General features: G+C 63.8%; 28 protein-coding genes and 1 tRNA gene. 8 read left to right on the top strand and 21 right to left on the bottom strand.

Annotation, left to right across the window (positions count from 1 at the left end; all coding sequences use genetic code 11):
* Window positions 1-9: 9 nt before the first annotated feature.
* Together AC07OX_RS18610 and AC07OX_RS18605 are read right to left on the bottom strand one after the other, a co-directional pair.
* Entirely contained in the window at window positions 10-672 is a 663-nt protein-coding gene (locus AC07OX_RS18610; protein WP_492728203.1) for a methionine ABC transporter permease, read from the bottom strand.
* Window positions 665-1,534, bottom strand: a complete 870-nt coding sequence (locus tag AC07OX_RS18605) for a methionine ABC transporter ATP-binding protein (RefSeq protein WP_070062373.1) — start codon at window positions 1,532-1,534, stop codon at window positions 665-667. The genes AC07OX_RS18610 and AC07OX_RS18605 overlap by 8 nt, the downstream gene beginning before the upstream one ends.
* A 235-nt stretch (window positions 1,535-1,769) precedes the next feature.
* On the opposite strand from AC07OX_RS18605, the gene AC07OX_RS18600 reads away from it, so the two are divergent.
* From AC07OX_RS18600 to AC07OX_RS18565, 8 genes are all read left to right on the top strand, one after another.
* Window positions 1,770-2,594 carry a MetQ/NlpA family ABC transporter substrate-binding protein gene (locus tag AC07OX_RS18600; RefSeq protein ID WP_493193492.1) on the top strand — a complete coding sequence of 275 codons (825 nt, stop codon included), beginning with the start codon at window positions 1,770-1,772 and terminating at the stop codon, window positions 2,592-2,594.
* A gap of 126 nt (window positions 2,595-2,720) precedes the next feature.
* A protein-coding gene (gene prfB, locus AC07OX_RS18595; protein ID WP_108137465.1) for a peptide chain release factor 2 occupies window positions 2,721-3,825 on the top strand; the annotation gives its coding sequence in 2 pieces (ribosomal slippage) (window positions 2,721-2,801 and window positions 2,803-3,825; 1,104 coding nt in all).
* 3 nt (window positions 3,826-3,828) lie between these two features.
* The gene (locus AC07OX_RS18590) at window positions 3,829-4,518 is read left to right on the top strand and encodes an HAD family hydrolase (protein ID WP_070062371.1); all 690 of its coding nucleotides are present in this window, start codon (window positions 3,829-3,831) and stop codon (window positions 4,516-4,518) included.
* Window positions 4,502-7,201 (top strand): aminopeptidase N, encoded by a 2,700-nt coding sequence (gene pepN, locus AC07OX_RS18585; RefSeq protein ID WP_062473310.1) that lies wholly within the window; start codon window positions 4,502-4,504, stop codon window positions 7,199-7,201. Before AC07OX_RS18590 ends, pepN begins: the two co-directional genes overlap by 17 nt.
* Window positions 7,202-7,224: 23 nt before the next feature.
* Entirely contained in the window at window positions 7,225-8,238 is a 1,014-nt protein-coding gene (locus tag AC07OX_RS18580; RefSeq protein ID WP_495260924.1) for a class 1 fructose-bisphosphatase, read from the top strand.
* Window positions 8,239-8,263: 25 nt separating this feature from the next.
* Window positions 8,264-8,339: transfer RNA gene (locus AC07OX_RS18575), tRNA-Thr, on the top strand.
* Window positions 8,340-8,528: 189 nt separating this feature from the next.
* Window positions 8,529-10,502 (top strand): type I restriction-modification system subunit M, encoded by a 1,974-nt coding sequence (locus AC07OX_RS18570; RefSeq protein WP_495260925.1) that lies wholly within the window; start codon window positions 8,529-8,531, stop codon window positions 10,500-10,502.
* 50 nt (window positions 10,503-10,552) lie between these two features.
* A complete protein-coding gene (locus tag AC07OX_RS18565; protein WP_495260926.1) occupies window positions 10,553-11,959 on the top strand; it encodes a restriction endonuclease subunit S domain-containing protein in 1,407 nt (468 codons plus the stop codon).
* 211 nt (window positions 11,960-12,170) lie between these two features.
* Here AC07OX_RS18565 and AC07OX_RS18560 read toward each other — a convergent pair whose 3' ends face one another.
* The 19 genes from AC07OX_RS18560 to AC07OX_RS18470 all read right to left on the bottom strand — a co-directional run bounded on the left by AC07OX_RS18560 (window position 12,171) and on the right by AC07OX_RS18470 (window position 25,118).
* The gene (locus tag AC07OX_RS18560; protein WP_495260927.1) at window positions 12,171-12,764 is read right to left on the bottom strand and encodes a hypothetical protein; all 594 of its coding nucleotides are present in this window, start codon (window positions 12,762-12,764) and stop codon (window positions 12,171-12,173) included.
* Window positions 12,765-13,009: 245 nt separating this feature from the next.
* Window positions 13,010-13,195 (bottom strand): hypothetical protein, encoded by a 186-nt coding sequence (locus AC07OX_RS18555; RefSeq protein ID WP_495260928.1) that lies wholly within the window; start codon window positions 13,193-13,195, stop codon window positions 13,010-13,012.
* Window positions 13,196-13,343: 148 nt separating this feature from the next.
* The gene (locus tag AC07OX_RS18550) at window positions 13,344-15,677 is read right to left on the bottom strand and encodes a hypothetical protein (RefSeq protein ID WP_495260929.1); all 2,334 of its coding nucleotides are present in this window, start codon (window positions 15,675-15,677) and stop codon (window positions 13,344-13,346) included.
* An 8-nt stretch (window positions 15,678-15,685) separates the two neighbouring features.
* A complete protein-coding gene (locus AC07OX_RS18545) occupies window positions 15,686-15,973 on the bottom strand; it encodes a hypothetical protein (protein WP_495260930.1) in 288 nt (95 codons plus the stop codon).
* Entirely contained in the window at window positions 15,970-16,593 is a 624-nt protein-coding gene (locus tag AC07OX_RS18540) for a hypothetical protein (protein WP_495260931.1), read from the bottom strand. Before AC07OX_RS18540 ends, AC07OX_RS18545 begins: the two co-directional genes overlap by 4 nt.
* A complete protein-coding gene (locus AC07OX_RS18535; RefSeq protein ID WP_495260932.1) occupies window positions 16,590-17,558 on the bottom strand; it encodes a hypothetical protein in 969 nt (322 codons plus the stop codon). The genes AC07OX_RS18540 and AC07OX_RS18535 overlap by 4 nt, the downstream gene beginning before the upstream one ends.
* 73 nt (window positions 17,559-17,631) lie before the next feature.
* Window positions 17,632-18,222, bottom strand: a complete 591-nt coding sequence (locus AC07OX_RS18530) for a hypothetical protein (RefSeq protein WP_495260933.1) — start codon at window positions 18,220-18,222, stop codon at window positions 17,632-17,634.
* Window positions 18,219-18,551 (bottom strand): hypothetical protein, encoded by a 333-nt coding sequence (locus AC07OX_RS18525; RefSeq protein WP_495260934.1) that lies wholly within the window; start codon window positions 18,549-18,551, stop codon window positions 18,219-18,221. Before AC07OX_RS18525 ends, AC07OX_RS18530 begins: the two co-directional genes overlap by 4 nt.
* Window positions 18,548-19,393 carry a hypothetical protein gene (locus AC07OX_RS18520; RefSeq protein WP_495260935.1) on the bottom strand — a complete coding sequence of 282 codons (846 nt, stop codon included), beginning with the start codon at window positions 19,391-19,393 and terminating at the stop codon, window positions 18,548-18,550. The genes AC07OX_RS18525 and AC07OX_RS18520 overlap by 4 nt, the downstream gene beginning before the upstream one ends.
* A gap of 1 nt (window position 19,394) precedes the next feature.
* Window positions 19,395-19,628 (bottom strand): helix-turn-helix domain-containing protein, encoded by a 234-nt coding sequence (locus tag AC07OX_RS18515; RefSeq protein WP_495260936.1) that lies wholly within the window; start codon window positions 19,626-19,628, stop codon window positions 19,395-19,397.
* A 424-nt stretch (window positions 19,629-20,052) separates the two neighbouring features.
* The gene (locus tag AC07OX_RS18510) at window positions 20,053-21,054 is read right to left on the bottom strand and encodes a helix-turn-helix domain-containing protein (protein ID WP_495260937.1); all 1,002 of its coding nucleotides are present in this window, start codon (window positions 21,052-21,054) and stop codon (window positions 20,053-20,055) included.
* Between the two features lie 11 nt (window positions 21,055-21,065).
* Window positions 21,066-21,896 (bottom strand): hypothetical protein, encoded by an 831-nt coding sequence (locus tag AC07OX_RS18505; protein WP_495260938.1) that lies wholly within the window; start codon window positions 21,894-21,896, stop codon window positions 21,066-21,068.
* A gap of 57 nt (window positions 21,897-21,953) precedes the next feature.
* A complete protein-coding gene (locus tag AC07OX_RS18500; RefSeq protein ID WP_495260939.1) occupies window positions 21,954-22,922 on the bottom strand; it encodes a DnaB-like helicase C-terminal domain-containing protein in 969 nt (322 codons plus the stop codon).
* The gene (locus AC07OX_RS18495; RefSeq protein ID WP_495260940.1) at window positions 22,913-23,254 is read right to left on the bottom strand and encodes a hypothetical protein; all 342 of its coding nucleotides are present in this window, start codon (window positions 23,252-23,254) and stop codon (window positions 22,913-22,915) included. The genes AC07OX_RS18500 and AC07OX_RS18495 overlap by 10 nt, the downstream gene beginning before the upstream one ends.
* Window positions 23,251-23,997 carry a helix-turn-helix domain-containing protein gene (locus AC07OX_RS18490; RefSeq protein WP_495260941.1) on the bottom strand — a complete coding sequence of 249 codons (747 nt, stop codon included), beginning with the start codon at window positions 23,995-23,997 and terminating at the stop codon, window positions 23,251-23,253. Before AC07OX_RS18490 ends, AC07OX_RS18495 begins: the two co-directional genes overlap by 4 nt.
* Complete coding sequence (locus tag AC07OX_RS18485; RefSeq protein ID WP_495260942.1) at window positions 23,994-24,197, bottom strand: hypothetical protein; 204 nt, start codon at window positions 24,195-24,197, stop codon at window positions 23,994-23,996. Before AC07OX_RS18485 ends, AC07OX_RS18490 begins: the two co-directional genes overlap by 4 nt.
* On the bottom strand, window positions 24,194-24,469 hold the full coding sequence (locus tag AC07OX_RS18480; RefSeq protein WP_495260943.1) for a hypothetical protein: 276 nt from the start codon (window positions 24,467-24,469) through the stop codon (window positions 24,194-24,196). Before AC07OX_RS18480 ends, AC07OX_RS18485 begins: the two co-directional genes overlap by 4 nt.
* Window positions 24,466-24,852: a hypothetical protein gene (locus AC07OX_RS18475; RefSeq protein ID WP_495260944.1), complete on the bottom strand. Its 387-nt coding sequence runs from the start codon at window positions 24,850-24,852 to the stop codon at window positions 24,466-24,468. Before AC07OX_RS18475 ends, AC07OX_RS18480 begins: the two co-directional genes overlap by 4 nt.
* On the bottom strand, window positions 24,852-25,118 hold the full coding sequence (locus tag AC07OX_RS18470; RefSeq protein ID WP_495260945.1) for a hypothetical protein: 267 nt from the start codon (window positions 25,116-25,118) through the stop codon (window positions 24,852-24,854). The genes AC07OX_RS18475 and AC07OX_RS18470 overlap by 1 nt, the downstream gene beginning before the upstream one ends.
* Window positions 25,119-25,179: the final 61 nt, after the last annotated feature.

Here is a 25,179-nt window from a genome sequence, read left to right as displayed (position 1 = left end):
AAAGAGAAATCAACGCTTGTCGAGCCGGCGCGCCGTGGTGTTGCCCACGAACTGCAGGATCTGCACCAGCACCACGAGCAGCGCCACGGTGAGCACCATCACGTCGGTCTGGAAGCGGTAGTAGCCGTAGCGGATCGCCAGGTCGCCGATGCCGCCGCCGCCCACCACGCCGGCAATGGCCGAGTACGACAGGAAGCTCACGGCCAGCACGGTGAGCGCGAGCACCAGGCCCGAGCGCGCCTCGACCACCAGCACGCGCCAGACGATCTGCAGCTCCGAGGCGCCCATGGCATGCGCCGCCTCGATCACGCCGCGCGGCACCTCGCGCAGGCACTGGTCGACCAGCCGCGCGAAGTACGGAATGGCCGCGAACGACAGCGGCACCGCGGCCGCCAGCGGGCCGATGGAGGTGCCCGCGATGATCCGCGTGAACGGCACCAGCGCCACCAGCAGGATGATGAACGGGAAGGAACGCACCGTGTTCACGATCCAGTTGAGGACGTGGAACGCCGGCTTGTTCTCGAGCGACTGGCCCGGGCCCAGCAGGAACAGCAGGATGCCCAGCGGCCCACCGATGAGCACCGCCGCCGACAGGCCGATGGCCAGCATCAAAAAGGTCTGGCCCGTGGCCGTCCACAGCTCGGGAAGGATGGGGGTGATGTTCTCAAACATAGGCCAGCTCCTGCGCGTTGCGCTGTGCGGTCGCCACGCGCGGCGCCACGGGTTCGCGCGCCTCGCGTTCGCGGCGGCGCACCAGTTCGTCGATCTCGCGGCCCAGCGCGGTCTTGCGCTCTTCGCTCGGTGCATCGACGGCGAACTGCTCGATGAGGCGGCCCTTTTCGAGGATGGCCACGTTGCGGCACAGCACCTCGACCACCGAGAGCTCGTGCGTGACGATCACGATGGTCACGCCGATCTTCTGGTTGATGTCGCGCAGCGTCTCGAGCAGCGCGCGGGTGGTTTCGGTGTCGAGCGCCGAGGTGGGCTCGTCGCACAGCAGCACCTGCGGGCGCGGCGCCAGCGCGCGGGCGATGGCCACGCGCTGCTTCTGGCCGCCCGAGAGCTGGGCCGGGTAGGTGTCGATCTTTTCGGCCAGGCCCACGAGGTCGAGGCACTCGCGCACCCGCTCGTTGATCTCGGCCTTGGAGTGGCGACCGTGGATCTTCAGCGGGAACGCCACGTTGTCGAACACCGTGGCGTTCTGCAGCAGGTTGAACTGCTGGAAGATCATGCCGATGTTCTGGCGCGTGTCGCGCAGCTCGCGGCGCGAGAGCGTCGTGAGGTCGCGCCCGCCGACGAACACCCGGCCCGCGTCGGGCCGCTCCAGCAGGTTGATGAGGCGCAGCAAGGTCGACTTGCCGGCGCCGCTCTTGCCGATGAGGCCGAACACGTCGCCCTGCTGGATCTCGAGCGAGAGCGATTGCACGGCGTCGAACACCTCGCCGCTGGGCAAGGCAAACGACTTCTGCACCGATTGAAGACGGATGACCGGCGCCGCGTTGCCGCGTGCCGCATCAGGCGAAGGGAAGGTCATGAAAGAAGGCGCAGGCCTCAAGGGCGCGATCGCGCAGGTTCGCAAAAAGGTGCCGAGTATGTAAAGAAAGAGACCGAAAGGGAACGAACAAATCGGCTCGTGCTTATATGAAAAATCAAATAAGAAAGACCACATGAAGCGAGTGGACGCCATATCGATATGAGGATTGGTTCGTTCCCGATCCGCGGCGGCAATGCCACATTCGGCGCCTTCATTTCTTCGATTTCGCGCCACCATGCATTCCACTTTCCGCCGCCGCGGCCTCACGCTCGCCACCCTCGCCACCCTCGCCACCGCCCTTTTCGCTGGCAACGCCGCCTTTGCGCAGGACAACAAGAACACCGTCAAGGTCGGCATTTCCGTCGGCAGCGCCGAGCAGGTGTTCGAGGTGGTCAAGAAGGTGGCCGCCAAGGACGGCCTGACCGTCCAGGTCGTGGTGTTCAACGACTACCAGCTGCCCAACGCGGCGCTGGCCGCCGGCGACCTCGACGCCAACGCCTTCCAGCACCAGCCCTTCCTGGACAACCAGATCAAGGCGCGCGGCTTCGACCTCGTGCCCGTGGGCCTGACCATCACCGCGCCGCTGGGCTTCTACTCGCGCAAGATCAAGTCGATCGACCAGCTGGCCGACGGCGCCTCGGTCGGCATCCAGAACGACCCCTCGAACGGCAACCGCGCCCTGCTGCTGCTGCAACAGGCCAAGCTCATCACCCTCAAGCCCGAGGCCGTGAAGAACAACAACGCCACGCCGCTGGACGTGGTGACCAACCCCAAGAAGCTCAAGCTGGTGTCGCTGGACGCCGCCCAGCTGCCGCGCTCGCTCGACGACCTGGCCATTTCGGCCATCAACAACGACTACGCCGAGAAGGCCGGCCTGTCGTTCGGCAAGGACGCCGTCATCAAGGAATCGGCCCAGAGCCCCTACGCCAACCTGATCGCCGTGCGCCGCGCCGACAAGGACAAGCCCTGGGCCAAGCGCCTCGTGGCGGCCTACCAGTCGCCGGAGGTGCGCAGCTTCATCGAGACGCAGTTCAAGGGGTCGCTGATTCCGGCGTTCTGATTCCGGTGCCCGCGCCTTCCCCCCGAGAGGGAAGGCGCAATACAGGGGCGCTGCCTGGCGGGTTGGCGGACCGTGAGAAAATGACGGGTTCCCCCGAACACCAACCTCACACAGTCAGGACACCCCATGGACGCAGAACAGATCAACCAAATCGGCGCAATGCTCGCGGACCTGAGCGTCCGTACGGTCGATTTACGGAGGTATCTTTGACTACGATGCCAAAGCTGAACGACTGAGGACAGTCAACGCATCGCTCGAAGACCCGAACGTCTGGAACGACCCGAAGAAGGCCCAGGAACTGGGCAAGGAAAAGAAGTCGCTCGACGACGTGGTCGTCACGCTCGACCGGCTCACCAACGGGCTCTCGGACAACACCGAACTCTTCGAAATGTCGAAGGAAGACGGCGACATGGACGGCCTGCAGGCCATTGCCGATGACGCCGCCACGCTCGAAGCCGACATCAAGCAGCTCGAGTTCCGCCGGATGTTCAACAACCCGGCCGACCCGCTGAACGCCTTCGTCGACATCCAGGCCGGCGCCGGTGGCACCGAGGCCTGCGACTGGGCCAGCATGCTGCTGCGCCAGTACCTGAAGTACGCCGAGCGCAAGGGCTTCAAGACGCAGATCGAAGACGAAACGCCCGGCGACACCGCCGGCATCAAGGGCGCGACCATCAAGGTCGAGGGCGACTACGCCTTCGGCCTGCTGCGCACCGAGACCGGCGTGCACCGCCTGGTGCGCAAGTCGCCGTTCGACTCGTCGGGCGGGCGCCACACCAGCTTCGCATCGATCTTCGTGTACCCCGAGATCGACGACTCGATCGAGATCGAGATCAACCCTTCGGACGTGCGCACCGACACCTTCCGCGCCTCGGGCGCCGGCGGCCAGCACATCAACAAGACCGACTCGGCCGTGCGCCTGACGCACATCCCGACCGGCATCGTCGTGCAGTGCCAGGACGGCCGCAGCCAGCACAGCAACCGCGACGTGGCGTGGAAGCGCCTGCGTTCGCGCCTGTACGACCACGAGATGCGCAAGCGCCAGGAAGAGCAGCAAAAGCTCGAGGACAGCAAGACCGACGTGGGCTGGGGCCACCAGATCCGCAGCTACGTGCTGGACAACAGCCGCATCAAGGACCTGCGCACCAACGTCGAAGTCTCGGCCACACAGAAGGTGCTCGACGGCGACCTCGACGTGTTCATCGAAGCCTCGCTCAAGCAAGGCGTCTGACCGATGAGCCTGAACACCGGCAGGGTCGAAGCCCTGATCTTCGACATGGACGGCACCATGATCGACTCCATGCCCTGGCATGCGCGCTCGTGGGTGACCTTCGCGCAGCGCCACGGCGTGCAGCTCGACGTGAGCGAGATCCTCGCGCGCACCACGGGCCGCACCGGCACCGAGAGCATGCGCGAGCTGTTCGAACGCGAGCTCTCCGATGCCGAGTGCCAGGCCATGGTGCACGAGAAGGAAGAGATCTACCGCGAGCTCTTCCACGACAACTTCACCGAAGTGGCGGGCTTCACCGCCTTCGCCAAGGCCGCGGTGGCACGCGGCCTGAAGGTCGCGGTCGGCACGGCCGGCGACAGGCACAACATCGCGTTCGCCATGTCGCGCCTGAAGATGGACCCGCTGCCGCTGGCCATCGTCGGCGGCGACGAAGGCTTTTCGGGCAAGCCCACGCCCGCGATCTTCCTGGAAGCCGCGCGCCGCATCGGCGTGGCGCCCGAGCGCTGCATCGTCTTCGAAGACGCGCCCTTCGGCATCGAAGCGGCCCGCCGCGGCGGCATGCGCGCCGTGGCCGTGTGCAGCACCCATACGGCCGCCGAGCTGGCCGGCCCCCACGTGATCGCCGCCGTTCGCGACTACAACGAACTGGCCCATTCGAATTTTCTGGAGACCCTCGATGCTGCTTCAGCGTGACGCCCAAGGGCAACCCATTGCCATCCGCCGCGAAGACTATGCCGCGCCGGCGTTCTGGATCGACACCGTCGACCTGACCTTCGACCTCGACCCCGCCAAGACCCGCGTGCTCAACCGCATGCAGCTGCGCCGCAACCCCGAGGTGCCGGCCCAGCCGCTGCGCCTGGACGGCGACGAGCTCAACCTGGCGCGCGTGCTCGTGAACGGCCAGGGCGCCTCGTTCCGCATGGAAGGCGACCAGCTCGTCATCGACGGTCTGCCCGACGCCTTCGAGCTCGAACTCTTCACCACCTGCTGCCCCATCAAGAACACCAAGCTGATGGGCCTGTTCGTGAGCGAAGACACCTTCTTCACGCAGTGCGAGGCCGAGGGCTTTCGCCGCATCACCTACTTCCTCGACCGTCCCGACGTGATGGCGATGTACACCGTCACGCTGCGCGCCAGCAAGGCCGCCTACCCGGTGCTGCTGTCGAACGGCAACCTGGTCGACCAGGGCGAGCTGCCCGAGGGCCGCCACTTCGCCAAGTGGGTCGACCCCTTCAAGAAACCCAGCTACCTGTTCGCCCTGGTGGCGGGCAAGCTCGTGGCGCGCGAGCAGCGCATCAAAGCGCGCAGCGGCAAGGAACATCTGCTGCAGGTGTACGTGCGCGCCGGCGACCTCGACAAGACCGAGCACGCCATGAACTCGCTGGTCAACTCCGTGCTCTGGGACGAAGCCCGCTTCGGCCTGCCGCTGGACCTGGACCGCTTCATGATCGTGGCCACCAGCGACTTCAACATGGGTGCCATGGAGAACAAGGGCCTGAACATCTTCAACACGAAGTACGTTCTGGCCAACCAGGCCACCGCCACCGACGCCGACTACAGCAACATCGAAAGCGTGGTCGGCCACGAGTACTTCCACAACTGGAGCGGCGACCGCGTGACCTGCCGCGACTGGTTCCAGCTGTCGCTGAAGGAAGGCCTCACCGTCTTCCGCGACCAGGAGTTCAGCCAGGACCTGTGCGCCGACGCCTCGGCCCGCGCCGTGAAGCGCATCGAGGACGTGCGCGTGCTGCGCACCGCCCAGTTCCCCGAAGACGCCGGCCCCATGGCCCACCCGGTGCGGCCCGACAGCTACATCGAGATCAGCAACTTCTACACCGTCACCATCTACGAAAAGGGTGCCGAGGTCGTTCGCATGATGCAGACGCTGGTCGGCCGCAAGGGCTTCGAAAAGGGCATCACCCTGTACTTCGAGCGCCACGACGGCCAGGCCGTGACCTGCGACGACTTCGCCCAGGCCATTGCCGACGCCAACCCCGACTCCGAACTGGCCCGCCTGCTGCCCCAGTTCAAGCGCTGGTACAGCCAGGCCGGCACGCCCCGCCTGGCCGCGCACGGCGTGTACGACGCGCAGAACCGCAGCTACACCCTGAGCGTGGTGCAAAGCTGCCCGCCCACGCCGGGCCAGCAGACCAAGGAACCCTTCGTCATTCCGCTGAACATCGGCCTGCTCGACGCCGCCACCGGCCGCGAGCTGCCCATGCAGCTCGAGGGCGAAAGCGACGTGGCACGCGGCACCCGCACTATCGTGCTGTCGCGCGCCGGCGAGCAGATCACCTTCGTGGGCCTGGACGCCGAGCCCGTGCCGTCCATCCTGCGCGGCTTCAGCGCGCCGGTGATCCTCGACTTTGCGTACACCGACGCCCAGCTGCTCACCCTGCTGGCCAACGACCCCGACCCGTTCAACCGCTGGGAAGCCGGCCAACGCCTGGGCCTGCGCGCCGCGCTGCAAGCCATTGCCGCGCACGCCACCGACACCACGCCGGTGCTGAACGACGCCTACCTCGACGCCATGCGCGGCGTGCTGCGCCACCCGCAGCTCGACGCCGCCTTCAAGGAACTGGTGCTCACGCTGCCGTCGGAAACCTACATCGCCGAACAGCTCGACGTGGTCGATCCGCAGCGCGTGCACCTCGTGCGCGAAGCCATGCGCGCCCAGCTCGCCACCGCCCTCTTCGCCGACTGGGAACAGGCCTACGAAGACAACAAGGACACCGGCGCCTACACGCCCGACCCGACCTCGTCGGGCCGCCGCGCGCTGGCCGGCATGGCGCTCAACTTCCTGTGCCTGGCGGCGCGCGCCTCGGGCGACACCGTGTGGCCCGGCAAGACCCTGCAGCGTTTTAAAGACGCGGGCAACATGACCGACCGCTTCAACGCGCTCAACGCCCTCGTGTCGTCGGGCCACACCCTGGCGGCGCAGGCGCTTGCGCGCTTCCACGCCATGTTCAAGGACGAGGCGTTGGTCATCGACAAGTGGTTCTCGCTGCAGGCCGGCGCCAGCGACCGCGGCGGCGACATCCTGCCGCTGGTCAAGCAGCTCATGAAGCACCCCGACTTCTCGCTGAAGAACCCCAACCGCGCGCGCAGCGTGATCTTCAGCTACTGCAGCGGCAACCCCGGCGCCTTCCACCGCGCCGACGCCGCCGGCTACGTGTTCTGGAGCGAGCGCGTGATCGAGCTCGACGCCATCAACCCCCAGGTGGCCGCACGCCTGGCGCGCGCACTCGACCGCTGGAGCAAGCTGGCCGAGCCCTACCGCAGCGCCGCGCGCGAAGCCATTGCCCGCGTGGCCGCCAAGCCCGACCTGAGCAAGGACACCCACGAAGTCGTGACGCGCGCCCTCGCCGGAAACTGAACCCACTGAACCCCACAAGATCCATGGCTCAACAAAAAATCTCCTTCACCCGCTACCTCGTCGAGCAGCAACGCGCCGACGGCCTCATTCCCGGCCAGCTGCGCCTGTTGCTCGAAGTGGTCGCCCGCGCCTGCAAGAGCATCAGCCAGGCCGTCAACAAGGGCGCGCTGGGTGGCGTGCTCGGCACCGCCGAGAGCGAGAACGTGCAGGGCGAAATCCAGAAGAAGCTGGACATCATCGCCAACGAAGTGCTCATTGAAGCCAACGAATGGGGCGGCCACCTCGCGGCCATGGCCAGCGAGGAGATGGAAACCATCCACGTGGTGCCCAACCGCTACCCGCAGGGCGAATACCTCTTGATGTTCGACCCGCTCGACGGCAGCAGCAACATCGACGTCAACGTGAGCATCGGCACCATCTTCAGCGTGCTGAAGAAGCCCGACGACACCCCCGGCGTGCAGGAAGCCGACTTTCTGCAGCCCGGCAGCCAGCAAGTGGCCGCCGGCTACTGCATCTACGGCCCGCAAACCACCCTGGTGCTCACCGTGGGCAACGGCGTGGCCATGTTCACGCTCGACCGCGAGCAAGGCAGCTTCGTGCTCACGCAGGAAGACATCCAGATTCCAGTCGACACCAAGGAATTTGCCATCAACATGAGCAACATGCGCCACTGGGACGAGCCCGTGAAGCGCTACATCGACGAATGCCTGGCCGGCAAGGAAGGCCCGCGCGGCAAGGACTTCAACATGCGCTGGATTGCCAGCATGGTGGCCGACGTGCACCGCATCCTGATGCGCGGCGGCGTGTTCATGTACCCGTGGGACAAGCGCGAGCCCGAAAAGGCCGGCAAGCTGCGCCTGATGTACGAGGCCAACCCCATGAGCTGGCTCGTCGAGCAGGCCGGCGGCGCCGCCACCAACGGCAAGCAGCGCATCCTCGACCTGAAGCCCACCAAACTGCACGAGCGCGTGAGCGTGATGTTGGGTTCGCGTCACGAAGTGGAGCGTTTGACGCAGTACCACGCCGAGAAGCCTTGATTTCTTGGCTATAATCTGAGGCTTCGCCGGTGTAGCTCAGTCGGTAGAGCAGCTCATTCGTAATGAGAAGGTCGGGTGTTCGATTCATCTCTCCGGCACCAATATGGATAAGGCCCGGATGCTATAAAAAATATAGCATCCGGGCCTTTTTTCATTGTGATGTAACGGCTGATGTAAGACAATTTCTAGCGGATTCGTAGCGCTCGCCTGGATAGCCTCGGAGCCTCTATCGCGGGGCCGCGACCGACAGGAGGCGACATCTTGACGCCGCACACAAGAAAGAGAAAAGGATGGCATCCACCATTGCAGAAGCAACTCCGCACAAGCTGATCGCGGTCATCGTTCAGCAAGGCAAGACGCTCGACTTCATCGACGGACAAACTCAACGCGAGGAAACACCCGAAGAGTATGTCCGACAAGAGATCGCGAAGTCCCTCGTGCGCGAGTACAGGTATCCGAAGACCGATATCGCGATCGAGTTCACCCTAAGACTCGGAAGCCGAAAGCCTAGGGCCGACATCGTGATCTTCGCCGCTGACGAGGACCGCGATCAAGCCAATGCCTATGTCATCGTCGAGTGCAAGGAGCAGAAGGTCAAATCCAGCGACAAGAAGGAGGGCGTCGGACAACTGCACAGCTATATGGCAGCGTGTCCAAATGTGGCCTACGGCATGTGGACCAACGGGCTTGAACGGTTCTGCTATCGCAAAATCGAGAGCAAAGGAAAACTTCTCTTCGAAGAAATCCCCGATCTCCCGAGCTACGGCCGATCGAGCGATGAGTCGGATCGGCCTGCGTTTGACCAACTTAAGCCCGCTTCTTCTGATGCCCTCCTTTTTGCCTTTCGCCGATGCCATAACTACATTGCCGGCAATCAAGGTCTGCAAAAGCCACAAGCCTTTTGGGAGCTACTGAAGCTCATCTTTTGCAAGATCCACGACGAGCGCGACAGTAGTGACGTGGAATTCTTTGCGGCCGGCAATGAGCGAGGCGGAATTAACGGACCACTTAAGGTTAAGAAACGCATTGATGCCCTCTTCGAGGCAGTTAAAGCTGATTATCCCGCGATCTTCCAAACCAACGATGTCGTTGCGCTAAAGCCTCAAGTACTTGCCTATATCGTCTCGCAGCTCCAAATGTATTCACTTCTGGAGAGCGACGTCGACGTGAAGGGACACGCCTATGAGGAGATTGTCGGCTCCAATCTCAGAGGCGACAGAGGTGAGTTTTTTACACCGCGAAACATCTGCAATATGGCCGTGTCGATGCTCGACCCCTCGGAAGGCCAACTAATTCTGGACCCAGCATGCGGAACAGGCGGGTTCTTGATTTCTGCGATGAATCATGTCATCGAAAAGATTCGTGTTGCAGAACTGGCAAAGTGGAAAGGCGACCCAAAGCGGGCTGATCCGAAAATTGCGGCGCGCATCTCCAAGTTCGCTGGCGCCAGCATCGTGGGATTGGACTTCAACCCCGAGCTGGTCAAAGCCACGAAGATGAACATGGTCATGAACAATGACGGTGCTGGGGGCCTCTATCAAGCCAACTCACTTGCGAGTCCCGCGACATGGGAAGAAGGCTTGCGCGAGCGGGATTTGATTGGAAATGTGGACCTCATATTTACCAATCCACCCTTTGGTTCAAAAATTCCAGTTGACGACCCGGCGATTCTTGAAAAATACGATCTTGGCCATTCATGGGCGTTCGATGAAAAGTCTGACCAATGGACGATGGGTGACGGCATACAGAAGTCTCAGCCTCCTGAGATTTTATTTATCGAACGCTGCGTTCGGTTTTTGAAACAAGGTACAGGTCGGCTGGCAATGGTCCTACCTGATGGAGTCTTGGGCTCGCCTGGCCTCGGCTACGTCCGTGAATGGATTCTCCAAAAAACCTACGTATTGGCATCGATCGATCTGCACCCCGACACATTTCAACCAAATGTGAGCGTTCAGACCAGCATTCTGGTCCTGCAACGCAAGACAGATGAGCTGGTGGCGTTGGAGGAGGCAAAGGGCCAAAAGAACGACTACAGCGTTTTTATGGCTGTGGCGAATCACGTTGGTCACGACAAGCGCGGCAACAAGACATATGTAAGAGACAAAAAGGGAAATGAAATCGTCGAAGAACTTGACGAGACAGTAAAAGAGTATGACGGCGGCCAGCCTGTCTATAAGAAGCAAAAAATGCTTCGCAAGGTCGCCGATGATAATACGTTGCAGGTCGCACAACAATTTCGCAAATGGCTCTCCGAGCAAGACTAAGCCCTCCCCGCGAGGAGCAAGTAAATTGGCCCTGGCACAAGGCCAATTCAATGGCCCTGCCAGCTTCCGCTCTTTGGTCCGGCGAACGCCGCATGGAGGCGGAAAACTATTTGTCGAGCGGCTATGGGCATTTCCTTGCGATGGAAGCTCTGCTGCAGAGCAGTTCTCGCCTTGGAAATATGGCCCGAGTTTGGCAACCCTCGCGACTAAAGGGAATTACCGTCGACAAAGATTTCGGCGTACCCTTTCTGGCGGCGACCCAGGTTTTCGATATGCGACCCAATGCCAGAAAGTTTCTCGCACTGGAAAGGACTGAAAGCTCTGCCGAGCGTTTCACAGGCGAAGGAACGATTCTCCTGACCTGCTCTGGCACAGTCGGAAGGGCGACATTGGCAACAAAGGCGCTGTCGGGAGTCCTCATTTCGCACGATCTGCTGCGGATCGAGCCGATGGAAGAGCAGCTTTGGGGATGGCTGTATGCCTACCTTCGATCAACCAAGGCGAGGGCCATGATGACTTCAGCCAAATATGGCCACATCATCAAGCACCTCGAACCAAGCCATCTTTCGGCTCTGCCGATACCGCAACCGAGCGAAGCTTTGGCAGCGAAATTTCAGAGAGAAGTTCATCGAGTACTTCGTGCACGAAACCTTGCTGTCGAGCTAACGGAAAAGGCTGAGGCACTGTTTGAATCGAGAGTCGGCACTCCCATGACCATGGATTTTGGCGAGGATGGTTTCTCAGTCTCAGCCAGTTCGCTAATGTCCGGACGTCGAAGATTTGAAGGAATTTTCCATAGTCCAGCTGTGCGAGAGGTCCAATCGCATTTTGAACTAAGGGGTCTGCGCACAGAAAAATTAGGCGACCTCGGCTTCGATATTTGGCTTCCCACACGTTTCCGAAGGATACCTGCAGAAGAAGGGCTAACTTTGGTTGGGAGTGCTGATTTATTCGAGATCAATCCAGATCTCCGAAAACGCATTGCGAACACTGATTTTGGAGACAAATATGAGGGACGGGTTGAACGAGGTTGGCTACTATTAGCCCGATCCGGCCAAACCTATGGGTTGAACGGGACGCTAGGGATCGCCAATGAGTTTCATGAGGGTAAAGTCATCTCGGACGATGCCATCAGAATTGCACCAAACTCTCGTTGCAGCGCGCGAACCGGGTATGTGTACGCCGCACTTTCGCATCCCACTATCGGCCGCCCGATAGTTAAGGCAATTGCTTACGGATCCAGCATTCCCCATATCGACGTTGCAGACGTCAAATGCCTGCCATTGGTGCGTCTGAAGTCGAAGTTCGAGGATGAGATTGCAGATCTCGCCGAAGAAGGGGCGCGCATGTTTGCCGAAGCTGACATCATCGAAAACGAGATAGCTGGAGAAGTTGACCGCTTGGTCGATAAGCTACTCACAGGGGATTGGACAGGTTTCCAGCGCAATACCGAATAAGAGCACAACCTGCCATTGGTTTGCCCAGCCCCCACGCCGGGCCTCTTCGCCGCACCGTCCGAACAATCAACGGTTCGAGTCTCCGGTGCATCCGAGGCTTTCGTGGGGGCCAAAAGATCGGACTGGTGCCGATCGTCACTAAGTCCTCGAATGGCGCGGCGTAGTTAAGGTCGTCGCTGAGATGGTCCACACAACGAACTGGCCCACTGTCCTAAACCAAGAGCATCGTAGCCGTGACAAACGTTTCCACGGTGTCGATCCAAATATTCACCTGTGCCGGGGATATAGAGGTCACCTTGTGGTGCCCTTTTCCGCCAGCCTCGTTTCGGTCGGCGCGATGGACAATTTGATGACGCCGCTTCATCAGGTTCTCAAGCTCAGGGAATGTGGGCGTCAGCGAAGGAAGTGGGACGCCAATGTCGGTGAGGAGCTTGGCGACTTCAGAGGTGTTGTTGTAGTTCGAGCGCTCCAGATACGCGTGAACTGCTTCGGTGATGACTGCATCCACTGTCTTACCGCGATGCGCCGCCAACTGGCCGAGATGGAACTTGGGAGAGACGCCAGCACCAGGAAGGGGGTAGCCCTCCAGTACTGCAGGGGCGGCAAGCGGCAACTTCCAGTAGGCAAGACTCCGAAGAACGTCCTCCACTGTCGCATGCAGCAGGACAGTTGCCGCACGAAGAACATCTGTCTTGCTGTGGCCCCGCCGACCTTTACCAGCCCCCTTAATCGTTCCATAGATCGTGACGAGGTTCTTTACTCGCGAGATATTCAGGTCGAAGCGGTCTTGGATTTTTGCTTTCATTTTGGTTGATGTTAGCCGCAGACCCTCAGGTCGTTGCCATTGCCGCAGCCCGTGCGCGAAGTTGCCAAGGTGGTGCGCGGTCGCGTTGGGGCCATTGGCACATCCCAAGGCCTTCGCGCGTGCAGGCTTTTCTGCGCCACGACAAGATTCCTGTAGTGCCCCAAACAGAATGCCATGCGCTAGGCTTGCCGCGACCCGCTTGAAGGGGATGCGGTTTGTGCACCCCCTTGCGGCGATCGGGCGGATCAGCGCAGACCGTGGTGACGTTGGCCGGCCAATAACGCGGCGTCTGGCGTCGTAAAGCGTTCTTCGTCAATGTGCACGTGAAACAATTCACCAGGCGGCTGATTGGCGAAACACCAGCACCACAGGGCATCGTCATCCTGCATCAGGTAGAGGCCGAATTTCGGTTCAGTTCTTGGGTCACTCATCGGGCGTTTTCGCGAGGTCGTGGATCAAGCCATCAGTGTTTCCGTCGGTCACTCCGAATACAAGGGGGCTGCAAAACGCTATCCCCCGGAAGGCGCAGCGAGGCGGCAATTCCTGCTTCGGTCCCGGCACGCCGTCGCGGGTGCAGCTTCACCACCCGCCCGTCGCGCCTCCGCCCATGCCGATGCCGCCGGTCAAAATGTGAGCGACGCCCCGGTCGCTGACGTTTTGACCAATCGCCTCGGGAACGTTCACTTGCACCAGCTCGCGCCCAGCTCCGCCGCTCAGCGAATTGAGCGGCGCGGCCGGGTCTTTCACTTCCGGCGCGCGCGGGATCGCCAGCGGCACCGAGGACGGCACGGCCGCCGACCGAACGGGCGGCACGTTGTAGGCGCCGCTCGGCACCGCCGTGGTCCTGCCGACCTTGTAGCCCTCGACCTTCTGCATCGCGTCCATGATGGCCTCACGCTCGGCCGGCGTGTACTGATTCATGGGCTTGTTCTTGCCGCCCGCGGCCGCCAGAACCGCACTCTGATAAGCAGCCGTGTTGTTCTCGCTCGGCGGCGCGTAGCGGGCGATCGCGTCGGTGAGGTTCTTGTCCTTGTAGTTCATGTTCTCGAAGATAAGCGCCGACTTTGCGGCTCGGCCGGTGGCGTAGTCGGGGAAAATCGCGAAACGACCATCCGAACCGATGGCCCCATGTTTCTGAGCGAAGCCGCCTGCCTTCCACTCGATGTTGCCTGGGTTGTTGTTGCGCCAGTTGCGCGCCCCATCCTGCCGCGTCACCGAGCCGTCAGCGTTCTGCGTGACGTTGTAGCCAGCGCCAGTCGCGAGCACCTTGTTGATGCCATTACCCGCTGCACCGCCCGCGGCGCGCGCACCACTTTGCAGCGCGCCACTCGGCGCCCCGGCGGTAGTTCCGTTGCCGCGCGCCACGTCGTAGCCCGCCTTCGCCTGCGTGGCCGCTGCCGCGCCAGCGTTGTAGGCCCGCTTCACGGTGTTCGGAACCATTGCGGCGGCGCCGGCCTGCGCCGCGTCGAGCGCATCCGAGCCATAGCCCTTTGCCGCCGACCAGCCGGCGCTCGCGGCGCCCTTGGCCTTGTCCCAGGCAGCACCAGCGACTTCACCCACCTTCTCGGCGACCTTCTCGGCCGCACCCTTCACGTCGATGCCGGTCTTGTCCTTGATCCACGTGTTGATCGCGTTGCCTGCGTCGCCCAAAGTCTTGCCGACTGCATCGATGCCGATCTTGGCCGCATCGAGCCATTCGGATGCCTTCGACGTGACCGTCTCCCAGGCCGAGCGAGCGTCGCCCGCCAGCGAGTCCCAGGCAGCGCCGATCGCCGCGGTCGTGACCTGCCACGCCGCGAGCGCCTTGCCGGGCAGGTCCGCGTCGACGAGGCTCATGGTCCACTCGCCTACCTTGTCACCGAACTTCTCGCCCAGCAGGGCACCACCGACGCCGCCGAGGAATGCGCCGACGGCCGCGCCGATCGGACCGACGAACGCGCCGAGCATCGCCCCGCCCTTCGCACCCGCGAGACCGCCCGCCAGCATGCCGCCGGCCTCGCCGACGCCCTTGTACTTCTCTTCACGCGACCCGCCGCCGAAGACCGATGCCAGCGCACCGCCGCCGGCCAGGAGCGCGCCGAGCAACGGCACCTTGCGCAGCAGTCCGCCGCCGCCCTTCATCAGCGCCTTGCCTTTGCCCATGAGCGCACCCAGCACCCCGCCCGCAGCGCCGCCGCCGGCCGCACCGAGCAGGCCGCTCAGGAGGCCGCCGCCACCGCCCAGGCCGAACAGGCCACCGCCCCCGGCTACCGCCACGCCCTGCGCGCCGTTCTTCTTCGACGGCGTGAGCGCCTTCAGGAAACGGCGATACCACACCTCTTTCTTGCGCTCGGCGGTCCGCCCGAACATGAAGGTCAAGCCGCGGCCAAGCGGCGCCACGACATCCTTGATTTCCTTCGCCGCGTTGATCGTCGGGTCGATGTTGTCCGCCGCCGCCAGTGAGCCTGCGAGCTTCCCGACCGAATCGGACAGCTTGCTCATGACGCCAGTGCCGCCGCGCTCGCCGCCGCCGGCCGCGCCGCCGGCACCACCACCGCCGGGCCGCTGCCCTCCGGCCACGAACCTCCCGTTGGCCGCGCGCTGCTGAGTCACGGCCACGCTGGCACGCGCGCCAGCTCCGCCGCGCTGTGCAGACGCGCTGCGCTCGGCAGTCGTCGCCACCGCGGCGCGCTGGCCTCCCGAGATGCGGTAGCCGCTGCTCACAACTGCGCGCGGTGCGGCGCTCGGACGACTTGCGCGAATGCGCGACGCGACCTGAGCACCGACCGCGCGGCCGATCAAGCGCACGTCGGCGCGGATGTCTTTCAACGTCGCGTAGCTCTGCCCTTGCAGGCGCATGAGGTCGCGCGCGCTCTCGATGGCCTGTCCGATCAGGAAGCCTTGTGCGTCGTGCTGGTAGCTGCTGGATGCCATGCTGATTCTCAATGTTGAAGGCGGCGCGCTATGGCCGCGAAGAAATCGTTGTCGCGATCCGGCATCGAAGCCGGGAGCGATGCCGCAGGCGGGTCGACAAGCCGCGGAGCAACTCGCGTCGGACCAAGCTTGGCGATCCGCACCCGCTGCGCCTCGATGTGAGCGTCGAGCGCGGCCCACCCCTCCGCGACGCGCCGCTGGGACAGCTCGATCAGGTCATCAAGCGCCCTCCCCCGGGCGTGATGTGCAGCCAGGGCGGCCGAAACGGCACGAGCACGTTCGAGTGCGTGGCTCATGCGGCCTCCGCCTCGTTGGTCTCGTCGAAGACCTGCACGAGCAGCGCTTCGCCGGGCTGGAGCACGTTGAGCGCCTCGTTGTCGGCACCAGGGCCGAGATCGAACCCTTCAGGCACCGGATCGTGAACGTCCTCGCCCGTCAGCCACACGCGGAACAAAAGCTTGACCCCGGCCTCCGTGTCGATTGCGATGTACTGACCGGCGCGCCGAGGGGGCTGGTCTTCGTCATCCGCGAAGCGCACGCGCAGGCACAGAGTCGGAAGCGAGTTCTCATCGATCGCTCCGGCCGCAAGGGCAAGGTCGTTCGCGTCCGAATCGACAATCTTGAACTTCGCGAAGCCGAGGCTCACGACCTCGGACTCGGCCTCATCGGCTGCCTGCCAAGTTTCAGTGTCTCGGTCGTCGAAAGACTGCCCATCGGCATTGAGGGTAAGGTGATCAAGCAACTCAGCGGTGAGGGCCTTCACTTCGTTGGTCGGCTCGGGTTCAAGGTAGGTCATGGTCTGGTGCCCTGCGGGCGTTTCGGGGTTCAGGGATGGTCTCGGAGCACGCGCGCGACTGATCGCCACGAGGGCAAGCAGGCGCGCGGCGCGGCTCTTGAGGTTCTCGGGAATGGTCACGCGCGTACCGCTTTCTGCTGGGCTGGGAGCAGGTTTTGCAGCGCGCGGGCGATTGCACGGCTGTTCGTGTCGTGCCTGCCGGTGAAGGCCTGGAGCGCGGTCTGGATGTCGGCTGCGCTGGCCGGCGGCGGCAGCTTGGCGCCTCGCGATGCCGCCGGCACCACGATGCGGCGCGCGTTCTTCGGCAGCATGCGCTCGGCGTCGGCCTGCGTGACCGTGAAGGTGCGGGGCTTGGCCTTGCCCGGCATGTCGATACGAGCGCGATCGGCTTCAACCATCTGCGTCACACGCTGGCGCATCCCGACGCTCATTTGAACGTCCGTCATCACCCGTGCCAAGTGCTTGCAGCACGCGCCGTCCAGCGTCGGGTTGGTTAGCTTCGGCAGGCCATGTTCTGCACGGCCCGCAACCCAGCCCCCAGCCGTCGCGACGAAGCGCAGGAAGTAGCGGAAATGCTGACAGTCGCACTCAAACCGCAGCGGAGACTCCTTCATCAGCCACTGTGCAGCCTGCGAAGCTGTTCCAGGCCGCGACAAGGCAGCCGAGTACAGCGCGAACTCCAAGTTGACGTGATGCCGCGTGACCTTGGAGTTCGGCCCCGAATCGGTGACGAGGTGCACTTTGCCGGCCTGAAGCCGGACGGGCATTGAATAGCGGATTTCGGCCTTCGCACGATCGATATCAATCGACCGCGACAGGCCCAGCGCCTCTTTCGCGGTCAGGCCCTGCCGGGCCTTGTCACCAAGGGCTTCGACTTCCCTCTTGAAGTGAGCCAGATCGGCGGGCGTGATGAGGCGGGCGCCGGCACCACCGAGCCGGGTCGTCAGCATACGCGCGGGCGACAGCTTGCCCGCGACCTCGCTCGGCTGAAGGATCGTGCGCGCCGCCCGTCGGCTCTCCAGCTCGTCCTGACGGAGGCGATTCAACGCCGAGATGGCGTTGCCGATGCGCGGGGGCGTCGTCATTGACTTTCCCCCTCGGCGCGCCGAACCGGGCAATAGCCAATTTCAAAGATTTGACGAAAAAACTTAGCAAAACTTAGCATTGCGCGTCCTTCTCATGTGTCGCTTGGGTCACCCCAACGGCGGCCAGGAGCGCGCGTCCCGCCAGGGTTTTGCCGGCGGCTTCGATGAAAGCAGCACGTGCCGCGAGCCCGCGTTGCTCGGCTGCCAGATGGGCCTGAAACTTCGCTTGCGCACGTGCGCGGGCGGCCTTGCCTTGTGTGGTGTTCGCGTGCTCACGGGCGTACTCGGCGCAGCAGGATTTGCACTTGGACTTGCCGCCGCCGCGCCCGCCGCGGCTCGGACTGAAGTGATGCAGCGCCCATTCGAGCCCGCAGCCAGAGCAAACCTTTGACGTGACTTCCTCCTTTTCGACCGTGCCCCGTTCGAGTTCGGGCGGCGGGACGTAGGCCAGCACCGAGACATATCGACCTAGTTCGCGGGCGTACACCATGTTCCCCTTGGCGTACAGGTCGCCCCAGTACTCGCGCGCGCGCTCGCGCAGCGCGGCAAGCTCCTCGGGCGTCTGCGGCTCCTCCGCCTTGATGCGACGGGGCTTGTAGGGGCCACGCGCCACGCCGGACTGCGAGCCGCGCTTGCGGGGTTCGGTCGGGCCGTGGATCGTCATGCGTTGGCCTCGGCGACCCGCGATTCCATGCGAGCGTGCTCCGCGCGGGTCGCGGACTGCTCTTCCTCGATGGCCCGAACTTGGGCTTCGAGCCACTCGGTGGGGCTCGCGCCCTCCATCGCCGCCAGCGCAGCACGACACAGAAAGCTCTCCATCGCCGCCGCGTCGGTCAGGTGGCGCAGTTGATGAGCCGCGCTCTTCGCCAGCGACCGCAGGCGCTTGTTGCGGCGGGCAGCCTGCACATCGGCGATCACCCAAACGTGCGCCTCATCCGCGCCCGTGGCGCCGAGCGGCACGCACGGGAAATAGCGCTCGCTGACAGCGTTCATGCCGGTTCCTGTTCGGCGGCGGCACGGGCGTTGATCAGCGCTTCGAAACCGAGGCCCACGAGCGGCGTCACATCGGCCTCGTTCGCCAGGAAGGTCCGCAGCGGCGTGATCTGCGCGTCGATGTCATTGATCCTCGCCCGGATCGCCGCCTCTTGATCTACGGGTGCCTGAGCGGCGGGGCGGAGTTTGAGGATTTCTTCGGCGGTGAGACCGGCCGCGACAAGGTTGGCGTGCCGCTGCTCCGCGGCGTGCGTCATGGTCGAAGCGCGGCGCGCCGCGTCGATGCTTTCGACGCAGTGCGTCCTCTCGCTAGCCAGGGCACCAATGCGCGTCGCCACTGCCCGGCGAAGGGGCGTGAGGCGTTCGAGGCGCGCTTTGTGACGGGCATCATGCCGAGCGCGATCTTCGCGAACGGCAGCAACCTCGTCGTCAACCTCTGCCGCCATCCGGTCAAGGATCGCGACAACCTGCTCGGGCGTGACGGTGGTCGGCTCATCAGCAGCCGCGACGGCCTCGGCGATTGCACTCCGAAAACCTGCAACTTCGAGCAACCGCACCCGCTTCAGATGCAGTTGGCCCGCCACGCGCTGCACTCTGTCGTTGCTGAAAACAGAGTCGATAGCGTCGACCTCGTGGGCGGACAGGGCGCAGGAGCTGGCAAGCGGGGAACGCGTGAAGGTCTTCATGGTGATTTGCTTTTGCGGCGTTTTGAGGTGGTCGGCGGCGATGGGGCTGGTAATGGGACAGACGGATGAATTGACAGGCTGGGCGGGGCTCGGAACGGCGTTGACGTTGAAGCTGAGGCGCGCTGCCTCGATCAGGTTGGCGATGGCGAGGCGCATATCAGACCTCTGGGGCAGCGGCCATGGGCTTGTTCGTGTTCTCTTCCAGCCACTTGAGCAGGTCAGACTTGCGGTAGCGGATCGCACCACCGACGCGAACATGAGGCGGCCGATTGGGGCGGTTGCGATGACGCCAATCGGCCATCGTTTCGGGAGAGACCGTCAGGATGAATGAAGCCTGCTCTTCGGTCTGAAGCTGCGGGTCCGCAGCGGGATCGGCGTTGTCGTTGAGCACTGTGAAACCCTGTGAATGACTGGAAAATCCCGATCTTGTCCGGGTGCCGCTGGACATCAGGGGAGGCTTTTCCGAAACGAAAGGTGCCGGTTTTCAGCCCTTTCGTTTCGTCAGTCGCGTGGCAGCGCCACCAAATCGACATCGACGAACGGGGTTCCTCGATCTTCTCGAAGACCCGGCCCGCCTGCACACGGCGGAGGCCGACCTTGCCGAGGCCCGGAAGCGCGAACGCACGGCGCTGGAATAGGTGGCGAGGACGAGTGGCGCGACCTCCCGCAAGACCGTCTCCGCAGACACCTTCTTCGCGGTCAAGCCGGGCCAGGAGGCGCTTCTCGCGGTCGATCGCGCGTCGCACCGCGCGCATCGGTCCAAGCCTGGGCAGCGGCGAGCGTGGCGGCTGCGCGCCGCTCGGTCATGCCCATCGTCAAGCCTCGTCGCCCGGCAGCGCGGGGTCGGCGTCGGGCAGTTCGTTCAGTGCGCATCGCAGGTCGGCGTCGAGCGCGTCGTGCAGAGCGATCCGCTTGCGGGCGTCACTCAATGCAGCCTCGAACTCTTCGGAAAAGCGCACAACGGACGCACTTCCGCGCTGATTGGCGAAAGCACCGCTGTTCCTACGGATGAAGGTGTTCAATGCATCGAGCAGGCAATGGCCGGAGTCGACAAGGCCCCGAACGGTGCCGGTATGCGGCCCGACGAGCCGGGCATGTCGCGCGACTTCGTCAACCGTGATCGACGCAACCTTCGTCAGCATATCGCGTACACCACGAAGGCACGCATGTCGCAGGGCGATGGCAGGATCGCGTTCCGGTTCATCCGAAGTGCCGAGCAGATAGGACTCGGGCACGCTGAGCACCTCGGCCACTCGGATCAAGTCGGGCATAGTGATCAAGCGACGAGAATTTTCCCAGAGGGCGACCTGCGTTTGATTCTTGAAGCCGAGCAGCCGAGCCACGTCGCCTTGACTCAAGCCGGACAGGAGCCTCGCGCGCACTAGTCGGGGGCCAACAACGCTCCGCAGGCGCGCGTTCGCATCGACGCTGACGCCGCGCGCCACAACATCGGCGCCTGCATCGCCAGTCTTCCTGTGCTCGCGCTTCGCAGGCTGATCTGCCGGGCTGCAATCGGCCTCGGCATCATTCGCGGCGGGAACCGCCGAACGGTCGACCATCAGGCCTGCGAACACGTTGGCGGCGGGCGCGGGGTCGGCCTGCTCATCGGCTTCGGACTCGTCGAGGTCGACATCGGCAGGTTCAGTCGCCGCGGGAATGACCATCGGCTCCGGCACGGTGGGGTGATGCTGATGCCTGAGGACATTGACTGCAACCGTCGGGGCCTGCGCGGGCGTGGGATCGCCGGACAAGGCACGAACAATGGCGGCCTGGGCTGCGGCGGTGCGGGCGGGGATGCGGGTAGAGATGGTCTGCATGTTGCTGGTCCTTACTGAATCGGATGGGTCGGGCCGCGATGCAGCCGGGTCGGGTCGACGTGCTCGTCGACAAATGCCTGCAGCTTCTCAACCGGCTCGCCGAGGGTCTGACTCAGTTGCTCCAGGCTGAACACCGGCTCGCTGTCGTCGTTGACGTGCGTGGCCTTCGGGATCAGCGGCCCCAGAATGCGGTCGGCCTCTGCTTTGAAACGGGGCGGTGCGCAGAGCATCAGGTCGGCGAACAGACCGGCGTACTCGGGGTTGCCGTGCACCGCTTCTTCGCCGTGCAGGTCGACCGCTTCGCCGATCTTCTTCAGCCCCTCGAAAAAGTCGGGATAGTCGGCACGGTCCTGTTGGTCCTGCAGCCACGCGCGATGGGCAGCCGCCCACGTCCGCCATTCGGCGGCGGCGCCGGCCTGCGCGGCTTCGAGCCCGTCGAAGTAGCTCTTCGGCGCCGTTTCGATCATGGTGCACATGACGGCCGAGAACTCGGCGGAGTCGGTATCGCCGGCCTCTTTGAGGCGAAACATCTCGGCCATAGCGTCAAGGCACGCCGCCGATGTGCCCCATGCGGTCGGAGCATTCATGGCCTTCGCGGGCCGGTGCAGGCCGATGACCTTCTCGCCGTCTGTCTGGTGGCCGGTGCAGCGCGCGATGTTCTCGTCGAGCAAGCCCCAGCCAAAGCGGCCACACATGCCCTCCGGGTGCTCGCCCGGATCAACGTCGGAGCGCAGATGGGCGCAATTTCCGCAGTAGCGTGCGGGGTCGATGGCGCCGGGCTCGGCTTTCGAGTAGGCGGCGGATGCCGCAGTGTCGGTGGTGCTGGCGTTCGTCGTGGTCATGTGGTCAGGCGGGGTTGATTGAGGTGGTTGCGGGTTGTCGTGCTGGTTTGGCGAGGGTCATGGGGTCGGGCGGTGAGGCCAGTTCGGGAAGAACATCAGGGACTCGTCGGGGCCGCCTTTGAACTGCTGTGAGTCGCGGTCGAACCAGAGGCGGATCGTGGGTTCGTCTTCGCCGTTGCGCTGCTTGCGGCACAGGATCGCGGCGTCGTGTTCGGTCAGCTTGGTTGAGCGCGCACCCTTGGCCTTGAAGTCGTCTTCCTTGGGCTTGTTCCGCCAGACCATCAGCACGTTGTCCACGAGGTCGGTGATCGCGCCAGAGCCCTTCGAGTCGTGCTTGTCGGGGATGGCGGCTTCGTTCTGGGGCTTGCGCAGGTGGTGGATCAGATGCACGTGGACACCGTTGTCACGAGCCAGTGCGGTCAGTTCGTCCACCAGTTCCTTCTGGGCGTTGAAGTCGTCTTCGCCGCGCACGCACTTCATGAGGGAGTCGATCACGATGTGCGTAACGCCGAGTTCCTTCGCGCAATAGCGCGCCATGCCGATGACGCGGTCTGCGCTGACCGTGCCTTGCTGGTCGTACATCCACAGCCGGCCGTCGGTCCATTGGCCGAACTCGCTGTAGAGCGCCTCCAGTGCCGCGATGCCGTCGGCGTGTTGGTACTCCGGGCTGAATGGGTTCGTCCCTGCGTACATGCGGGCGAGGCGCTGCATGGTGGTCGCCGGCTTCATTTCGAACGACGCAATCACGACCTTCTCGTCCTGACCCATCAGCGACAGCGCGGTTTGGCTCACAGCCTGGGTCTTGCCGTGGCCGTTCTGCCCCGCCCAGAGCGTGACTTCGCCGGGGCGGAAGGCGAACACGTCGCGAGCGCTCTCCCACGGCAGATGGACCTTCTTGGTGAAGTCGGGGTTGCGCAGACGCTCCACCAGATCGTGCAGCCAGACCGAGGCCGGCTTCACGTGGGTCTTCGCGTCGGTTTCGCGCAGGTATGCGTCGAAGTCGATGTCGTCGGGGATTACGTGCACAGGTGTCTCCAAATTCGATGCAGGGTCATTTCGTGTTCGTGCGATAGGCCGACGACGCCGTGCTCGCACGCCACGCTGACGGCCTTGGGTTGTGCGGCTTCAATCGCCTCCAGCGTTTTGTCCAGCAGCGCATCGCTTGCGCCCGTGTTGAACACGTCAACATGCAGGCCGATCACGGGCCGCCAGTCCATGCCGGTCGGGTTGTCGGTCGCACGCACGTGGATGGTGTCCGGCAGGCCGCGCAGGCGGGCTTGGCATTCGCCGACGACGACCCAGACGGCAACGGGGGCTCGGCCGGACGACCGCAGCTTCGCCAGGGCCTCGGCGCTCAATTGATCGCCCCCGCCCACGGGTCGCTCGACGCGGAGCCGTCGGCGAGATCCGCACCTTCCCAGCGACGTTGGTTGAGGTAGACCAGCGGGGCCGGGATGAACTCCCCGCCGCTCTTCGTCCAACCGGCCGACGCCTTCAGGGCTTCGACGTGCGCGACGATCACTTCCACATCGCGTTCGCCGTGCGCCTTCTTCCATGCGTCGAGGCATTTCGACTTTGCACCCTTGCGGTTGCTTGAGGGCCATGCAGCCCAGAAACGGTCGAAGCCGGTGTTTGCCATTGACGGTTCTTGACGGTTCAATGACGGTTCGTCTGACGTGGGCGTCAGGGGTTTCGGGACATGGGCGTCAGGGGGCCTGGACATGGGCGTCAGGGGTGACGCCGAGGTCAGGGGTGACGTGGGAGTCAGGGGTGACGCCGAGGTCAGGGGTGACGTGGGAGTCAGGGCTTGCGCAGCCTTCGCGCTCTTGGAGGTGCCAAGCGCCTGCAACAGGATGCGATAACGGTTCGTCCCCTTCGGCCCCTCGTTCTGGCGGACCTCAAGCTCGCCGCTGTCGCGCAGCGATGCCAGGATGCGGTTGGCATTGCGCGGCGTTGTTCGGCACTTGCGCGCCAGCGATGCCACGGCCGGGTAGCTGTTGCCGTCGTCGTCGGCGTAGTCGGCCAGCACGATGAGCATGAGCAGGTCTGTGCCGCTGTGTGCGGAGTCGTCGAGGACGCGCGAGATGACGCGGACACTCATTGCGCGCCCTCAAGGATGTCGACGAGGGCCTCCACCTGACCGATGTTGTCGAAGGGATGGACACGACCACGCAGTTCGACGAGATAGCGCGTGCGGCCGTCGATGCCGGTTTCGAGGGTGAGGCTTCCGCCGGCCAGCGCGAAGCGGGCGGCGAGGGTTGCGATGGCCTTGCGCTCCAGGGCATCAATGGGGTGCTTCAATTGGCAACTCGCTTCCGGGAATTTGCGACCCCAGCGCACGTCTGGGCGCGATCGGTGAACTCGATCACCCCTTCGAGCGAGTCGATGTGCCGAAACCAGCCGGCGTGGCCGATCAGAAATCGCAAGCGGCCGTCGCTGGTAGTTTCGAGATCGAGGCGATGTGCGAGTTTGCGGAGGAGGTCGAACTGCGCCTTGAACGTGCGCAGGTCATCCGGAGTGAGCCGCATCGCGGCCTTGCTGATCGCGTCGATCGGGGAGTGGCTCTGCGTCATGCGGTCCCCTTGTTCGAACGCGGGATGTTGTGCAGCCGGTTGAAGAAGACGACGGCGACCTCGAAGTCACCGCGAGCCACGGCGCGGACCATGCCTTGTGCAAAGCGCATCGCGAGGCGCTGGCGGTTCGGCACCCGGCGGTGCACGCACTGGTCAGGGAACGCCGCTTGCCACTCTTCTTCGGAGGCGGAAAGGCAGGGGTCGATCGCAGCCTCGGCGATGCAATCCTGCGGGTTGATTCCATGGGGAGCCCTTTCGAGGGCATTGGCCGCCGGGTGTTCGCGCCCCTCGGTAGCATTTTTTTGGACGGCCGGTTTGTCGCGGGGCTCGGCGGGCAGCGTGTGGCCGACGTGGCCGACGAAGGTGATGTCGTCGCCGCGCATTACGCAACACCCAGCAGCGTCTTCAGTGCCGCTGTAGGCCACGCGAGGCGGCCGTTGATGCGCAGGGGACGGATCGGGCCGTTGTCGAGACAGGCCCACTTACGGAGGGTCTGCGGCAGGCGGTTCACATAGAACGCTGCCACGTCTGTGTCGACCGTCGGGCTCGTGACCTCGATCAGCGGGGGGAAGCTATCGAGCGGTGCGCGCTCGGTCTTTGGCTTCTTGTCTGCCGCCGCGATAGGCGGCAGCTTGGCGTCGGCTTGCAAGGTGAATCTCCATGGCACCAATCCCTATCGGTGCATGGAAATCAATTCTTGTCATATAGCG

This window comes from Variovorax sp. GW821-FHT09D07, assembly GCF_059416345.1.
Note: the sequence above shows the minus strand (reverse complement) of the source record. Positions and strands in the feature narration are given on the sequence as shown.

Bases quoted from the DNA above. Each gene is read 5' to 3' on its own strand.
- AC07OX_RS18555 (WP_495260928.1), bottom strand. From the start codon at position 13,195: ATGAGTGACCCAAGAACTGAACCGAAATTCGGCCTCTACCTGATGCAG.
- AC07OX_RS18580 (WP_495260924.1), top strand. From the start codon at position 7,225: ATGGCTCAACAAAAAATCTCCTTCACCCGCTACCTCGTCGAGCAGCAA.
- AC07OX_RS18525 (WP_495260934.1), bottom strand. From the start codon at position 18,551: ATGAACGCTGTCAGCGAGCGCTATTTCCCGTGCGTGCCGCTCGGCGCC.
- AC07OX_RS18610 (WP_492728203.1), bottom strand. From the start codon at position 672: ATGTTTGAGAACATCACCCCCATCCTTCCCGAGCTGTGGACGGCCACG.
- AC07OX_RS18530 (WP_495260933.1), bottom strand. From the start codon at position 18,222: ATGACGATCCACGGCCCGACCGAACCCCGCAAGCGCGGCTCGCAGTCC.
- AC07OX_RS18535 (WP_495260932.1), bottom strand. From the start codon at position 17,558: ATGACGACGCCCCCGCGCATCGGCAACGCCATCTCGGCGTTGAATCGC.
- AC07OX_RS18570 (WP_495260925.1), top strand. From the start codon at position 8,529: ATGGCATCCACCATTGCAGAAGCAACTCCGCACAAGCTGATCGCGGTC.
- AC07OX_RS18545 (WP_495260930.1), bottom strand. From the start codon at position 15,973: ATGAGCCACGCACTCGAACGTGCTCGTGCCGTTTCGGCCGCCCTGGCT.
- AC07OX_RS18590 (WP_070062371.1), top strand. From the start codon at position 3,829: ATGAGCCTGAACACCGGCAGGGTCGAAGCCCTGATCTTCGACATGGAC.
- AC07OX_RS18510 (WP_495260937.1), bottom strand. From the start codon at position 21,054: ATGCAGACCATCTCTACCCGCATCCCCGCCCGCACCGCCGCAGCCCAG.
- AC07OX_RS18605 (WP_070062373.1), bottom strand. From the start codon at position 1,534: ATGACCTTCCCTTCGCCTGATGCGGCACGCGGCAACGCGGCGCCGGTC.
- AC07OX_RS18600 (WP_493193492.1), top strand. From the start codon at position 1,770: ATGCATTCCACTTTCCGCCGCCGCGGCCTCACGCTCGCCACCCTCGCC.
- AC07OX_RS18520 (WP_495260935.1), bottom strand. From the start codon at position 19,393: ATGCGCCTCGCCATCGCCAACCTGATCGAGGCAGCGCGCCTCAGCTTC.
- pepN (WP_062473310.1), top strand. From the start codon at position 4,502: ATGCTGCTTCAGCGTGACGCCCAAGGGCAACCCATTGCCATCCGCCGC.
- AC07OX_RS18505 (WP_495260938.1), bottom strand. From the start codon at position 21,896: ATGACCACGACGAACGCCAGCACCACCGACACTGCGGCATCCGCCGCC.
- AC07OX_RS18475 (WP_495260944.1), bottom strand. From the start codon at position 24,852: ATGCGCGGCGACGACATCACCTTCGTCGGCCACGTCGGCCACACGCTG.
- AC07OX_RS18550 (WP_495260929.1), bottom strand. From the start codon at position 15,677: ATGGCATCCAGCAGCTACCAGCACGACGCACAAGGCTTCCTGATCGGA.
- AC07OX_RS18565 (WP_495260926.1), top strand. From the start codon at position 10,553: ATGGCCCTGCCAGCTTCCGCTCTTTGGTCCGGCGAACGCCGCATGGAG.
- AC07OX_RS18560 (WP_495260927.1), bottom strand. From the start codon at position 12,764: ATGAAAGCAAAAATCCAAGACCGCTTCGACCTGAATATCTCGCGAGTA.
- AC07OX_RS18480 (WP_495260943.1), bottom strand. From the start codon at position 24,469: ATGACGCAGAGCCACTCCCCGATCGACGCGATCAGCAAGGCCGCGATG.
- AC07OX_RS18490 (WP_495260941.1), bottom strand. From the start codon at position 23,997: ATGAGTGTCCGCGTCATCTCGCGCGTCCTCGACGACTCCGCACACAGC.